Origin of the sequence: Citrobacter sp. wls716 (assembly GCF_005280975.1) — a bacterium.
GTDB lineage: Bacteria > Pseudomonadota > Gammaproteobacteria > Enterobacterales > Enterobacteriaceae > Citrobacter > Citrobacter youngae.
Genome location: NZ_SZWX01000038.1, coordinates 26,651 through 38,846, shown reverse-complemented (window position 1 = coordinate 38,846; position 12,196 = coordinate 26,651). Strand labels below are relative to the sequence as shown.

Below are 12,196 nucleotides of genomic sequence, written 5' to 3'. Positions count from 1 at the left end.
AGGCATAGCCGCCCCCCGGCATAAAGGTCGTTTATTCAAACGTTCCTTTTACACACGCTTTCTTCTCTTTCACCATGGCTTTCCCCTTTGCCCAAAGGTAATTCACTTCCAGCGCGTCGTTCAGCACCAGAATGTCCGCATCGCATCCCACCGCCAAACGCCCTTTATGCTCTAGCCCCAAAAATTCTGCGACCGTACGCGTCAGCGGACACAGCGCCTGCTCCAGCGGTACGGCATGAACCTTCACCAACTGGCGTACCGTTTCCGCCAGTGATTCAAATCCTGCGACGCCAATCCCAGTCAGATTACCGGACGCATCAAATTCCGGTTGGCTACCGTTGCCATCCGAGCTCAGGGTAATACGCGACAGCGGCACGTTCTGGCGCAACGCTGTAGCAATCGCCATTGCCGGATCAACAGGCTCATCAATGCTGCTGGTGATATCGATATAACCGCCCTGGCGGGCGTACTCCAGCGCCGCCTGGAACAGCGGTTCCGCACGATTAACATGCGTTGGCAACAGTTTGGTAATCGGGACATCACAGCACTCGAGGATGTTGTACAACGGCTCCAGCATGCGCGGGCTGTCACCCATGTGGAAAACGCTTACCCCCGGTTTGCGCCCTAACAATCCACCTACCCGCGACTGCGCCGCCATGTTCGCCAGCACCGAGGTGTCCGGGGCGGAGGAACGATGGTCCGAAACCGCACATTTCACGCCAATGACTTTATCGATCAGCGCCACGTCGCGATCGATACTGCCGGTGATTGTCGGCGATGGCAGAGAATAAGCCCCGGTCAGCATCCATGCGCTGATGCCTTCAAACTCCAGCGCACGTGTTTTCGCCAGCAGCGATTCCGGGTGACGGGTGATGCCATCGGTACCCAGCAATCCCACCACCGAGGTGACGCCAGCTTCCACCAGTCGTGACAAGCGCACTTCCGGGGTGCGGGTATGTGGCCCTGCCTCTCCGCCACCGCCAATCAGATGGACGTGCTGATCGATAAAGCCGGGACAAACAATTGCCCCATCAAGGTTGATGCACTCACAACCGGGAAAATCTTCTGCTGCGATAGACGGGGCGATGGCGACAATTTTACTGCCGGAGACCAGTATATCCTGTCGCCCTAAATCTTCAGGTGCGTATACGTGTCCCTGCTGGAACAACGTCAAATTAAGAATGGAACAGTTCATAACCTTCCTTGTCAGGCAATTACCTGCATAACCCAAATAGAGAGCAGCGCATTAATGACGCATACCGCTATAATCAGCGGGTAGTAACGGGGATGGACCCCCGCAGTTCCCAGGCAGCGTCCCACATTTTGCACCGGATTGCCCATCAGGTAGATAGCCGGTAGCAATACAGTCGCATCATGCCCCGAAAGCGTACCAGCAACAACCAGACTGGCACAAACGCCGACGCCGCCTCCCATACTCATCACCGCCGCCAGCAGCACGGTGGCAGATTCCCCCGGTAGCCCCCACAACGCCATCACCGGTTCGCACACCCGCCCGACAATCTCGAGCAATCCCGTCACCTTCAGCGCCTGAATAATCACAAACGCCATCACCACGTTAGGTAACAGGCTGGTTGTAGCAATTGTAAACCCGCGCCGCGCGCCATCGATAAACATATCCATGACGTTTTTACGTACCTGCGTTGTCATCTCAGACCTCCTGCTGCAGACGGCGATTTTCCAGCTGCGCAATCCACAAACGCAGCAGATTCGCTCCCACAAATTTGAAGACAAGGATCACCGCCAGCGGCGTAATCACCGGAACGGTAACCACCGTAAACAGCGCAGCGCCAGAGGAAAAATAGTTGGTAATACACGCGCTGCCGCTGGTTTGCCAGCAGGCAAAAATGGCACGCTCCTGTTCAGTAATAATGCCCTCTTCCGCCATCTCTTTGGTCATCCCGGCCGCGGCATCGGTATTTTGCAAATTCGCAATTAGCGCCAGCGAACAAACTCCCGGAATACCGAGTAACGGGCGCAGGACCGGCGTCATCAGCTGTTGTGCCGCACGTAAACCACCTAACCCTTCGGTGACGGAAATAATCCCGAGTGAAAGAATGACGGAAGGTGCCAGCTCAAGCGCGAATAAGAAGCCGTCTTTGGCTCCCATCCCTCCAGAGCCGCGAAAAGAGACCGCTGTATCGCCTGCGGCATTAATCTGCCCAAACGCGCCGTTGAGGACGGTGAAGTCAAAGACCCGCCACCATTCGGTACTTTTCGCAAACATGCCGGAAAAAAGGATAATCGTAATAAAAAAAGCGAGATAACCGCTCCATCCCACCTTTTGCTGCGTGTGTGTGTTGTGGCCCATTTTGTTCTCCTGTTGGTCTTATTCCTTGCGTGACAGAAAGACATCACGCAGGTCAAGTTAAAGACAAATGCGGAGAAAAACGACAGCAGAAGAGATGATTCAGAAAGTGTGGATAGAGGTCAGACAAGTTCGGATCCGGCGACATGATATCGCCGGATCTTGCAGATTAGGGTTCGTCAACGACCTGACCATCCGGCCAGGCATGCACCACGGCTTTGATTAGCGTCGCCAGCGGAATGGCAAAGAAAACGCCCCAGAATCCCCACAGGCCACCGAATATTACGACTGAGAGAATAATGACCAGCGGATGCAAATTTACGGCTTCGGAGAAGAGTACGGGAACCAGCAGATTGCCGTCCAACGCCTGGATTATCAGGTACACGGCGAAACAGCTCCAGAACTCGGTGCCAAGCCCGAACTGAAACAGCGCCACACCAACAACCGGAATCGTCACCACAAACGCGCCGATATACGGGATCAGCACAGAGAACCCCACCAGCACCGCCAGCAGCAGAGAGTAGTTAAGGCCAAACATCAGGAAGCCCAGCCAGGTTGCAACACCGACCACCACCATCTCCAGTACTTTACCGCGGATATAGTTGGTGATTTGCTGGTTCATTTCTTTCCAGACCTGTCCTGCCAGTCCACGATTTCGCGGCAGCACCCGGCGCACAGCATTCAACATCTGGCTTTTATCCTTCACCAAAAAGAATACCATCAGTGGGACAAGCACCAGATAGACCGCCAGCGTCAACAACCCAACCAGAGAAGCCAGCGAATATTTCACCACTGAATCGCCCATGGTGAGCATCCGGGAACGCATATTTTCCGCCATCGCATCAATGATGCCCGCATCCATCAGCGCCGGATAACGTCGCGGTAAGGTGGCGGCAAAGTCAGACAACTTGTTGAGCATGCCAGGCATATCGCGTATTAGATAGATGCCCTGCTGCCATGCAACGGGCATCACCACAAACGCCATCAGCAGTAAAATACCGACAAACACCACCAGCACAATTGACGTCGCCCAGCGCCGCGAGCAACCGATATTTTCCAGCCGGGCGGTAGGCCATTCCAGCAGATAAGCCAGCACAATCGCGACCAGCAGCGGCGCCAACAGACCACTAAAGAAGAACAGGATGCCAAAACCGGCAACCAGAATAATCAGCAAGGCAATAGCCTCTGGGTCGCTAAAGCGGCGGCGATACCATTGCGTCAACATTTCGAGCATAAAACCTTCCCTGAACCTCAATAGCGGGATTGCGATCCCGAATTGTATCGAAATGTCACAAAAAAGACTTCGCTTTTTATGACTGATTACGCAAAGTGAAAAGACATTTTTCCTGGGTGTTCATCGTCAGGTTTCACAGTTACACTCCCTAAGCTTGCGGAGTGTGAACGATACTTCACAGCATTGGTCAAATGGCTATCTCAAAAAAGAATACAGGACAGAGGTTATGTTCAGGCAGTTGAAAAAAAACCTGGTTGCTACCCTCATTGCCGCACTGACTATCGGTCAGGTCGCGCCCGCATTTGCTGATACTGCGGACACCCTGCCTGATATGGGAACGTCGGCAGGCAGTACGCTTTCCATAGGACAGGAAATGCAGATGGGCGATTATTACGTACGCCAGTTGCGCGGCAGTGCGCCATTAATTAACGATCCATTGCTCACCCAATACATTAATGCGCTGGGGATGCGTCTGGTCTCGCACGCCGACTCGGTAAAAACACCCTTCACATTCTTTTTGATTAACAACGATGAAATCAACGCCTTTGCTTTCTTTGGCGGCAACGTTGTTTTGCACTCCGCACTGTTCCGCTATTCCGACAACGAAAGCCAGCTGGCATCGGTTATGGCGCACGAAATTTCCCACGTCACGCAGCGCCACCTGGCGCGCGCGATGGAAGATCAGAAACGCAGCGCACCGCTGACATGGGTTGGCGCATTAGGCTCGATTTTATTAGCAATGGCCAGCCCGCAGGCAGGGATGGCGGCGTTAACCGGTACGCTGGCGGGTACACGTCAGGGGATGATTAGCTTTACGCAACAAAATGAACAGGAAGCAGACCGTATCGGTATTCAGGTACTGCAACGTTCGGGCTTTGATCCTCAGGCCATGCCAACGTTCCTCGAAAAACTGCTCGATCAGGCTCGTTACTCTTCGCGTCCGCCGGAAATTTTGCTGACTCACCCCCTGCCTGAAAGCCGTCTGGCGGATGCCCGTAACCGCGCCAACCAGATGCGTCCGGTGGTCGTCCAGTCGTCGGAAGATTTTTATCTGGCCAAGGCGCGAACCTTAGGCATGTACAATTCAGGCCGCAACCAGTTAACCAGCGATCTACTGGATAACTGGTCGAAAGGCAACGTACGTGAACAACGTGCAGCCCAGTATGGCCGGGCATTGCAGGCGATGGAAGCCAGCAAATATGACGAAGCACGTAAAGCGCTACAGCCGCTGCTGGCGGCGGATGCTAACAATGCCTGGTATCTCGACCTGGCAACGGATATCGATCTCGGCCAGAAGAAAACCAGCGACGCCATTAACCGCCTGAAAAACGCCCGTGACCTGCGCACCAACCCGGTCCTTCAGCTCAACCTGGCGAATGCGTATTTACAGGGTGGACAAGCCAAAGAGGCGGCGACCATCCTGAATCGCTATACGTTTAACCATAAGGACGACCCTAACGGCTGGGATTTGTTAGCGCAAACGGAAGCCAACCTGAATAACCGCGATCAGGAGCTGGCGGCGCGCGCGGAAGGGTATGCCCTCGCCGGACGTCTGGATCAGGCGATTTCAATGCTCAGCAGCGCAAGCTCTCAGGTGAAACTGGGCAGCCAGCAGCAGGCCAGATACGATGCCCGTATCGACCAGCTACGCCAGCTGCAAGAGCGCTTTAAACCGTACACCAAGATGTAACAGGAAAGAAAAATGTCAGACGCGATTAAAATCTACCATAACCCACGCTGCTCCAAGAGCCGTGAAACGCTGGAATTACTGAAGTCCAACGGCGTGGACCCGGAAGTGGTGCTGTATCTGGAAACCCCGGCTGACGCCGCGACTCTGCGTGAACTTCTGCAGATGCTGGGTATGTCCAGCGCGCGTGAGCTGATGCGCCAGAAAGAAGATCTCTATAAGTCGCTTAACCTGGCGGACAAAAACCTGAGTGAAGATGCGCTGATTCAGGCAATGGTGGAAAACCCGAAACTGATGGAGCGTCCAATTGTGGTTGCCAAAGGCCAGGCGCGAATTGGACGTCCGCCGGAGCAGGTACTGGAAATCGTCGGTTAATCTTAAGACTGCCGCAGTTTTCCGGCTGCGGCGCTTACAGCTTCAGAATTTCTTTTACGAAGGGGATCGTCAGCTTTCGCTGGGCGGTGATCGATGCGTGATCAAGCTGATCCAGCGTCATAAACAGCGTACGCATTTCCCGATCCAGACGCTTAAGCAGGAAGCGTCCCACATCTTCCGGCAGTTCAAACCCACGTAGCCTGGCGCGTAATTGCAACGCCTGCAGTTTATCTTCATCAGAAAGCGGCTGTAGCTTGTAGATTTGTCCCCAGTCCAGACGCGAGGCGAGATCCGGCAATCCCAGATTTAGCTGTCTTGGCGGGCGATCGCCGGTGATCAGCAGGCGTGTTTTCCCCGACTCCAGGATACGGTTGTAGAGATCAAAGATCGCCATTTCCCACAGCGAATCACCGGCCACACATTCGATGTTGTCGATGCAGACCAGCGATAAATGCTCCATCCCGTCGAGCACCTCGGGGACGAACCAGGTGCGTTTGTCGAGCGGCACATAGCCTACCGCATCGCCGCGCGCGGACAGTTCCGCACAGGCTGCATGCAGCAAATGGCTACGGCCAGCGCCTTCACGCGACCAAAGATAAATATACCCGCTATGTTCCTGACGCAGCACGTTTTGCAGTGCAGCCAGTAAAGAGGAGTTATCCCCCGGCCAGAAACTTGCGAAAGTTTCGTCGTCAGGAAGATAAAGTGGCAAAGAGAGCTGTGCCGGTGTGTTCAGAGATACCTCAACCCAGGATTTCATAAAATCGCGTTGAGTTTAACACAGAAATGCGTCGCGATAGAACCGGGCAGCATCGCCGCCCGGTCAAAGGTTTACTGTTGCTCAGTGTCGGCATCTTTGGCGTCGAGCACCACTTCTTCCGGACGCAGCAGGCTGATAACTTTGAAAATCAGGCTCAGACAGACACCCACAATGGTCGCCAGCGCCATGCCTTTCAGCTCAGCAGCACCAATGTGAACTTTCGCGCCGCTGACGCCGATGATCAAAATGACCGAGGTCAGGATCAGGTTCTGTGCTTTGTTGTAGTCAACTTTTGACTCGATCAGTACGCGAATACCGGAAGCGCCAATCACGCCGTACAGCAGCAGAGATACACCGCCCATGACCGGCAGTGGAATAATTTGGATCGCCGCAGCCAGTTTACCCACGCAGGAGAGCAGAATGGCGAAAATCGCCGCGCCGCCAATAACCCAGGTACTGTAAACGCGGGTAATCGCCATGACGCCGATGTTTTCGCCGTAGGTGGTGTTAGGCGTCGAACCGAAGAAGCCGGAGATCACCGTCGACAGGCCGTTAGCAAACATAGAACGATGCAGGCCAGGATCGCGAATCAAATCTTTTTTCACGATATTCGCCGTTACCACCAGGTGGCCGACGTGTTCAGCAATAACCACCAGCGCCGCAGGCAGAATGGTCAGAATAGCGACCCATTCAAAGCGCGGCGTGTAAAACGTTGGCAGAGCAAACCAGTGGGCCTGCGATATCGGCGTAGTGTCCACGACGCCCATCACAAAGGAGAGCGCGTACCCGGCCAGCACCCCAATCAAAATCGGGATAATCGCCATAAAGCCACGGAACAGTACGGAACCAAATACCGTCACCGCCAGCGTCACCATTGAGATGATGATGGTTGTTGAGTCTGGCGCTTGTCCTTCAGCAGGCAGTAATCCCGCCATACCCGCAGCGACACCCGCCAGCTCCAGACCGATGACGGCAACGATTGCGCCCATCGCCGCAGGCGGGAACATCACATCCAGCCAGCCAGTACCGGCTTTCTTAACGATGAACGAAACCAGGCAGAACAGGATGCCACACATAATGAAACCGCCCAGCGCCACTTCATACCCTAGCGGCAGCAGCAGCAGAACCGGGGAAATGAACGCAAAGCTTGAACCGAGGTAAGCCGGAATTTTTCCTTTACAAATAAAGAGATACAGTAACGTACCAATGCCGTTAAACAGCAGAACGGTAGCTGGGTTGATATGAAACAGGACTGGCACCAGTACCGTTGCGCCAAACATGGCGAACAGGTGCTGCAAACTAAGCGGGATTGTCTGTAAAAGCGGCGGTCTTTCACTCACCCCGATAGCACGGCGCGTCATAGTGTTTTCCTCTGAGTGTTGTTTGTTATTAGCGATTGGGTTGTTTTATTCAAAAAAAAGCCGACTCTTAAAGTCGGCTTCTTTTCACTTATTCGTTTACTTGGTACCAAAAATCTTATCGCCGGCATCGCCGAGCCCCGGAATAATGTATCCGTGCTCGTTCAGTCCCTGATCGATGGAGGCAGTGTACAGCTCAACATCCGGGTGCGCTTTTTCCAGCGCCGCGATACCTTCCGGCGCCGCAACCAGCACCAGGACTTTAATGCTGCTGCAGCCTGCTTTTTTCAGCAGGTCGATGGTCGCGATAACGGAACCACCGGTTGCCAGCATCGGGTCAACGATCAGCGCCATACGCTCATCGATGTTAGAAACCAGCTTCTGGAAGTACGGAACCGGCTCCAGCGTCTCTTCATTACGGTACATCCCCACCACGCTGATACGCGCGCTCGGAACGTTTTCCAGAACGCCTTCCATCATGCCCAGGCCCGCACGCAGGATTGGCACAACGGTGATTTTTTTACCTTTGATTTGGTCAACTTCAACCGGACCGTTCCAGCCTTCAATGGTCACCTTTTCGGTTTCCAGACCAGCGGTTGCTTCATAAGTCAGCAGGCTGCCAACTTCCGAGGCGAGTTCACGAAAGCGTTTAGTGCTGATGTCGTTTTCACGCATCAGTCCCAGCTTGTGTTTGACGAGTGGGTGTTTGACTTCCACGATCTTCATACTCTTCTCCTTTCCTCAGACGAGTGGCAACCACAAAAAAAATCGCCGGATTATACCGCTTTTCGTCTCTGGCGCAACACTGCATACGCTTGACATGGATCAACCAAAATCGTTTGCGTCCGGATGATGAGTATAAAACAAGCCCCGCGTTGAGTGCGGAGCTTATTATCAACATTATGAATTTTATAGATTTTCAGCATTGTTCTGGATGACGTTTCTATACCAGGAAAAAGATTTCTTCGGCGAGCGTGCTAATGTCCCACTCCCGTCATTATTTTTATCAACATAGATAAAGCCGTAGCGTTTTTTCATCTCCCCCGTCCCGGCCGAGACTAAATCAATACAGCCCCACGGGGTATAGCCCATCAGATCCACGCCATCTTCCACCACCGCTTTTTTCATTTCGCGGATATGCGCGGCCATATAGTCAATACGATAGGAATCATCCACCGAGCCGTCAGCCTGCTGCACGTCAATCGCGCCAAAGCCGTTTTCTACAATAAACAGCGGCAACTGATAATGATCCCAGAACCAGTTCAGCGAATAGCGCAGACCGACGGGATCAATCTGCCAGCCCCAGTCCGACTTCTGCACATACGGGTTAGAAACCAGGCTTTTCGACTCGTCGTAATTCAGCTGCGGATTATCTGCCGTGGCCTGCGTCGCGAAAGACATATAGTAGCTAAAACCAATGTAATCAATACAGCCCTCGGTCAGCGCCTGACGGTCTTCCTCGGTGATATCCAGTTCAAAGCCACGACGGGCAAAGTAATTGAGAAGATGCTGCGGGTATTTGCCGCGCACATGGACGTCAGTAAACCAGTAACGCCGGTGCATAGCGTTCATCGCCATCATCATGTCGTTCGGCGCACAGGTCAGCGGATAAATTGGGCACATCGCAATCATGCAGCCAATTTGCAGCGCCGGGTTAATTTCACGTGCAAGCTTCACCGCCAGCGCGCTGGCAACCAGCTCGTAGTGCGCCGCCTGATACATGACCGGCTCGCGGTCTTCACCAGGCAGATATTTCAGGCCAGAGTTAGTAAAGGGCGCGAAGTCTTCGTGATAATTTGCCTGATTGTTAATCTCATTAAACGTCATCCAGTACTTCACTTTGTGCTGGAAACGAGTGAAAACCACCCGGGCAAAACGGACAAAGAAATCGATAAGCTTACGGTTGCGCCAGCCGCCATATTCCGTCACCAGATGGTAGGGCATCTCGAAGTGCGACAACGTAATCACCGGTTCAATGCCATATTTCAGACATTCGTCGAACAGATCATCATAGAACTGCAGGCCAGCTTCATTGGGTTGCGCTTCGTCACCTAAAGGGAAAATCCGCGTCCAGGCAATAGAAGTACGAAAGCATTTAAACCCCATTTCGGCAAACAGCTTTATGTCGTCTTTATAGCGATGATAAAAATCGATGGCATCGTGGTTAGGGTAGTTTTTACCGGCAATCACACCGTCAGTAATTTCACGCGCCACGCCGTGCGCCCCCGCCGTCATGACATCAGCAACGCTAATGCCTTTACCGCCCTCCTGCCAGCCACCTTCCAGTTGATGAGCGGCAACAGCGCCACCCCACATGAAATCTGCTTTAAATCCTGACATCCCCTTCCCCTATCGTGATGAGTCTGCGCAAAACGCTCCAAATGAGGCCTGCGACAGAAAACTGAAACCGGTTTCAGTATGATACTGTGCATTCGGCTGGCAGGTTTCAAGCACAAGACTGTACCCGGTTTCATTTTCGTGGCGCAGTTCAAACAAATAGATAAATGATTGTAAAATGCTGAAAAAACCAGCAGATAAAACTTGATGCAGAGCAGGCTCGCAAACGTTTGCTTTCCCTGTTAGAATTGCGCCGAATTTAACTTTTACTGCAAGTAAACATGTGGGGAAGCAGGCAGTGACCGATAAAACCTCTCTTAGCTACAAAGATGCCGGTGTTGATATTGATGCAGGTAATGCTCTGGTTGATCGAATCAAAGGCGTAGTAAAGAAAACGCGTCGTCCGGAAGTTATGGGTGGTCTGGGTGGCTTCGGTGCGCTGTGCGCATTGCCGCAAAAATATCGTGAACCGGTACTGGTTTCCGGCACTGATGGTGTTGGTACAAAACTGCGTCTGGCGATGGATCTGAAACGCCACGACACTATCGGCATTGACCTCGTCGCAATGTGCGTCAACGACCTCGTGGTTCAGGGCGCTGAGCCGCTGTTCTTCCTCGACTACTATGCAACCGGCAAACTGGATGTGGACACCGCAGCCAGCGTCATTAACGGGATTGCCGAAGGCTGCCTGCAGTCTGGCTGTGCGCTGGTCGGTGGGGAAACAGCTGAAATGCCGGGGATGTACCACGGCGAAGATTACGACGTGGCAGGTTTCTGCGTTGGCGTCGTCGAAAAATCAGAGATTATCGACGGTTCAAAAGTGGCCGACGGCGACGTACTGATTGCGCTCGGCTCCAGCGGTCCGCACTCCAACGGTTACTCTCTGGTGCGTAAAATCGTTGAAGTCAGCGGTTGTGACCCGGAAACCACCGAGCTTGAAGGCAAGCCGCTGGCCGATCACTTGCTGGCTCCGACCCGCATTTACGTAAAATCCATTCTGGAACTGATCGAGAAGGTTGATGTGCACGCCATTGCCCACCTGACCGGCGGCGGCTTCTGGGAAAATATTCCTCGCGTTCTGCCAGACAACACGCAGGCCGTGATCGACGAATCTTCATGGCAGTGGCCAGCCGTCTTCAACTGGCTGCAAACGGCAGGTAACGTCAGCCAGCATGAGATGTATCGCACCTTTAACTGCGGCGTAGGCATGGTTATCGCCCTGCCAGCTCCGGAAGTGGACAAAGCCCTGGCTTTGCTCAATGAGAAAGGTGAAAACGCATGGAAAATCGGTATCATCAAAGCTTCTGATTCCGAACAGCGTGTGGTCATTGAATGAAAAACATTGTGGTGCTCATTTCCGGTAACGGAAGCAATTTGCAGGCGATAATTGACGCCTGCGAACAGAAAAAAATCAATGGCACCATACGTGCAGTATTCAGTAACAAGGCCGATGCGTTCGGCCTTGAACGCGCACGCGAAGCGAATATTCCAGCGTACTCGCTGGAAGCCGCCCAGTTTGCCAGTCGCGAAGCCTTCGACCGCCAGCTGATTCAGGAAATTGATGCCTGGGCGCCGGATGTCGTGGTGCTGGCCGGTTATATGCGCATCCTCAGCCCGGCGTTTGTCGCGCACTATTCTGAGCGATTGCTGAATATCCACCCGTCTTTATTACCGAAGTATCCAGGCCTGCATACGCACCGTCAGGTGCTGGAAAATGGCGATGAAGAGCATGGAACTTCCGTCCACTTCGTCACTGATGAACTGGACGGCGGGCCCGTTATTCTTCAGGCCAAAGTTCCGGTATTTGAAGGCGATAGCGAAGATGACGTCACGGCGCGGGTTCAGGCCCAGGAACATACCATTTACCCGTTGGTGGTAAGCTGGTTTACCGATGGCCGTCTGAAGATGCGTGATAACGCTGCATGGCTGGATGGCGTTCGTCTGCCGCCACAAGGCTACGCCGCCGACGAATAATAAAATCCAACCTGTAAGCCGAATATCACCATCCGGCTTACAGGCATAAATACCTTTTCCGGTTAACATCTCCGGTATTCATCTACGCTCCCCCTTTCTCTTTGCTATCAGACGGTTTATTGTCATATTTTTCTGGCACAGTTGG

12 protein-coding genes are annotated in these 12,196 nt (G+C 53.2%); 4 read left to right on the top strand and 8 right to left on the bottom strand.

Going from position 1 to position 12,196, the window contains the following annotated elements; all coding sequences use genetic code 11:
• Positions 1 to 31: 31 nt before the first annotated feature.
• From iadA to FDX24_RS13670, 4 genes are all read right to left on the bottom strand, one after another.
• Complete coding sequence (gene iadA / locus FDX24_RS13685; RefSeq protein WP_137364477.1) at positions 32 to 1,195, bottom strand: beta-aspartyl-peptidase; 1,164 nt, start codon at positions 1,193 to 1,195, stop codon at positions 32 to 34.
• Positions 1,196 to 1,206: 11 nt separating this feature from the next.
• Positions 1,207 to 1,668: a YjiG family protein gene (locus FDX24_RS13680; RefSeq protein ID WP_003037948.1), complete on the bottom strand. Its 462-nt coding sequence runs from the start codon at positions 1,666 to 1,668 to the stop codon at positions 1,207 to 1,209.
• Position 1,669: 1 nt separating this feature from the next.
• Positions 1,670 to 2,329 carry a nucleoside recognition domain-containing protein gene (locus tag FDX24_RS13675; RefSeq protein WP_121584886.1) on the bottom strand — a complete coding sequence of 220 codons (660 nt, stop codon included), beginning with the start codon at positions 2,327 to 2,329 and terminating at the stop codon, positions 1,670 to 1,672.
• Between the two features lie 166 nt (positions 2,330 to 2,495).
• A complete protein-coding gene (locus FDX24_RS13670; RefSeq protein WP_116360859.1) occupies positions 2,496 to 3,560 on the bottom strand; it encodes an AI-2E family transporter in 1,065 nt (354 codons plus the stop codon).
• Between the two features lie 226 nt (positions 3,561 to 3,786).
• Here FDX24_RS13670 and bepA point away from each other — a divergent pair, with 226 nt between their 5' ends.
• Both bepA and arsC read left to right on the top strand, forming a co-directional pair.
• Positions 3,787 to 5,250: a beta-barrel assembly-enhancing protease gene (gene bepA, locus FDX24_RS13665; protein WP_137364476.1), complete on the top strand. Its 1,464-nt coding sequence runs from the start codon at positions 3,787 to 3,789 to the stop codon at positions 5,248 to 5,250.
• 12 nt (positions 5,251 to 5,262) lie between these two features.
• Positions 5,263 to 5,622, top strand: coding sequence for an arsenate reductase (glutaredoxin) (arsC, locus tag FDX24_RS13660; RefSeq protein WP_003037937.1), 360 nt, complete (start codon positions 5,263 to 5,265; stop codon positions 5,620 to 5,622).
• Positions 5,623 to 5,656: 34 nt separating this feature from the next.
• Here arsC and FDX24_RS13655 read toward each other — a convergent pair whose 3' ends face one another.
• From FDX24_RS13655 to FDX24_RS13640, 4 genes are all read right to left on the bottom strand, one after another.
• Positions 5,657 to 6,358, bottom strand: coding sequence for a DnaA inactivator Hda (locus FDX24_RS13655; RefSeq protein ID WP_211924219.1), 702 nt, complete (start codon positions 6,356 to 6,358; stop codon positions 5,657 to 5,659).
• Positions 6,359 to 6,453: 95 nt separating this feature from the next.
• Positions 6,454 to 7,743 (bottom strand): uracil permease, encoded by a 1,290-nt coding sequence (gene uraA, locus FDX24_RS13650; protein WP_137364475.1) that lies wholly within the window; start codon positions 7,741 to 7,743, stop codon positions 6,454 to 6,456.
• A 96-nt stretch (positions 7,744 to 7,839) separates the two neighbouring features.
• A complete protein-coding gene (upp, locus tag FDX24_RS13645) occupies positions 7,840 to 8,466 on the bottom strand; it encodes a uracil phosphoribosyltransferase (RefSeq protein ID WP_003037929.1) in 627 nt (208 codons plus the stop codon).
• Between the two features lie 183 nt (positions 8,467 to 8,649).
• The gene (locus FDX24_RS13640) at positions 8,650 to 10,080 is read right to left on the bottom strand and encodes a 6-phospho-beta-glucosidase (RefSeq protein ID WP_137364474.1); all 1,431 of its coding nucleotides are present in this window, start codon (positions 10,078 to 10,080) and stop codon (positions 8,650 to 8,652) included.
• Between the two features lie 295 nt (positions 10,081 to 10,375).
• On the opposite strand from FDX24_RS13640, the gene purM reads away from it, so the two are divergent.
• Both purM and purN read left to right on the top strand, forming a co-directional pair.
• Positions 10,376 to 11,413: a phosphoribosylformylglycinamidine cyclo-ligase gene (gene purM / locus FDX24_RS13635; RefSeq protein WP_020996702.1), complete on the top strand. Its 1,038-nt coding sequence runs from the start codon at positions 10,376 to 10,378 to the stop codon at positions 11,411 to 11,413.
• Entirely contained in the window at positions 11,410 to 12,051 is a 642-nt protein-coding gene (gene purN, locus FDX24_RS13630; protein ID WP_137364473.1) for a phosphoribosylglycinamide formyltransferase, read from the top strand. Before purM ends, purN begins: the two co-directional genes overlap by 4 nt.
• The last annotated feature ends 145 nt before the right edge of the window (positions 12,052 to 12,196 follow it).

What these genes read in the sequence shown, in the direction of transcription:
- FDX24_RS13680 (WP_003037948.1), bottom strand. Translation starts at nt 1,668, where the DNA reads ATGACAACGCAGGTACGTAAAAACGTCATGGATATGTTTATCGATGGC.
- uraA (WP_137364475.1), bottom strand. Translation starts at nt 7,743, where the DNA reads ATGACGCGCCGTGCTATCGGGGTGAGTGAAAGACCGCCGCTTTTACAG.
- upp (WP_003037929.1), bottom strand. Translation starts at nt 8,466, where the DNA reads ATGAAGATCGTGGAAGTCAAACACCCACTCGTCAAACACAAGCTGGGA.
- purN (WP_137364473.1), top strand. Translation starts at nt 11,410, where the DNA reads ATGAAAAACATTGTGGTGCTCATTTCCGGTAACGGAAGCAATTTGCAG.
- arsC (WP_003037937.1), top strand. Translation starts at nt 5,263, where the DNA reads ATGTCAGACGCGATTAAAATCTACCATAACCCACGCTGCTCCAAGAGC.
- iadA (WP_137364477.1), bottom strand. Translation starts at nt 1,195, where the DNA reads ATGAACTGTTCCATTCTTAATTTGACGTTGTTCCAGCAGGGACACGTA.
- FDX24_RS13675 (WP_121584886.1), bottom strand. Translation starts at nt 2,329, where the DNA reads ATGGGCCACAACACACACACGCAGCAAAAGGTGGGATGGAGCGGTTAT.
- bepA (WP_137364476.1), top strand. Translation starts at nt 3,787, where the DNA reads ATGTTCAGGCAGTTGAAAAAAAACCTGGTTGCTACCCTCATTGCCGCA.
- FDX24_RS13670 (WP_116360859.1), bottom strand. Translation starts at nt 3,560, where the DNA reads ATGCTCGAAATGTTGACGCAATGGTATCGCCGCCGCTTTAGCGACCCA.
- FDX24_RS13640 (WP_137364474.1), bottom strand. Translation starts at nt 10,080, where the DNA reads ATGTCAGGATTTAAAGCAGATTTCATGTGGGGTGGCGCTGTTGCCGCT.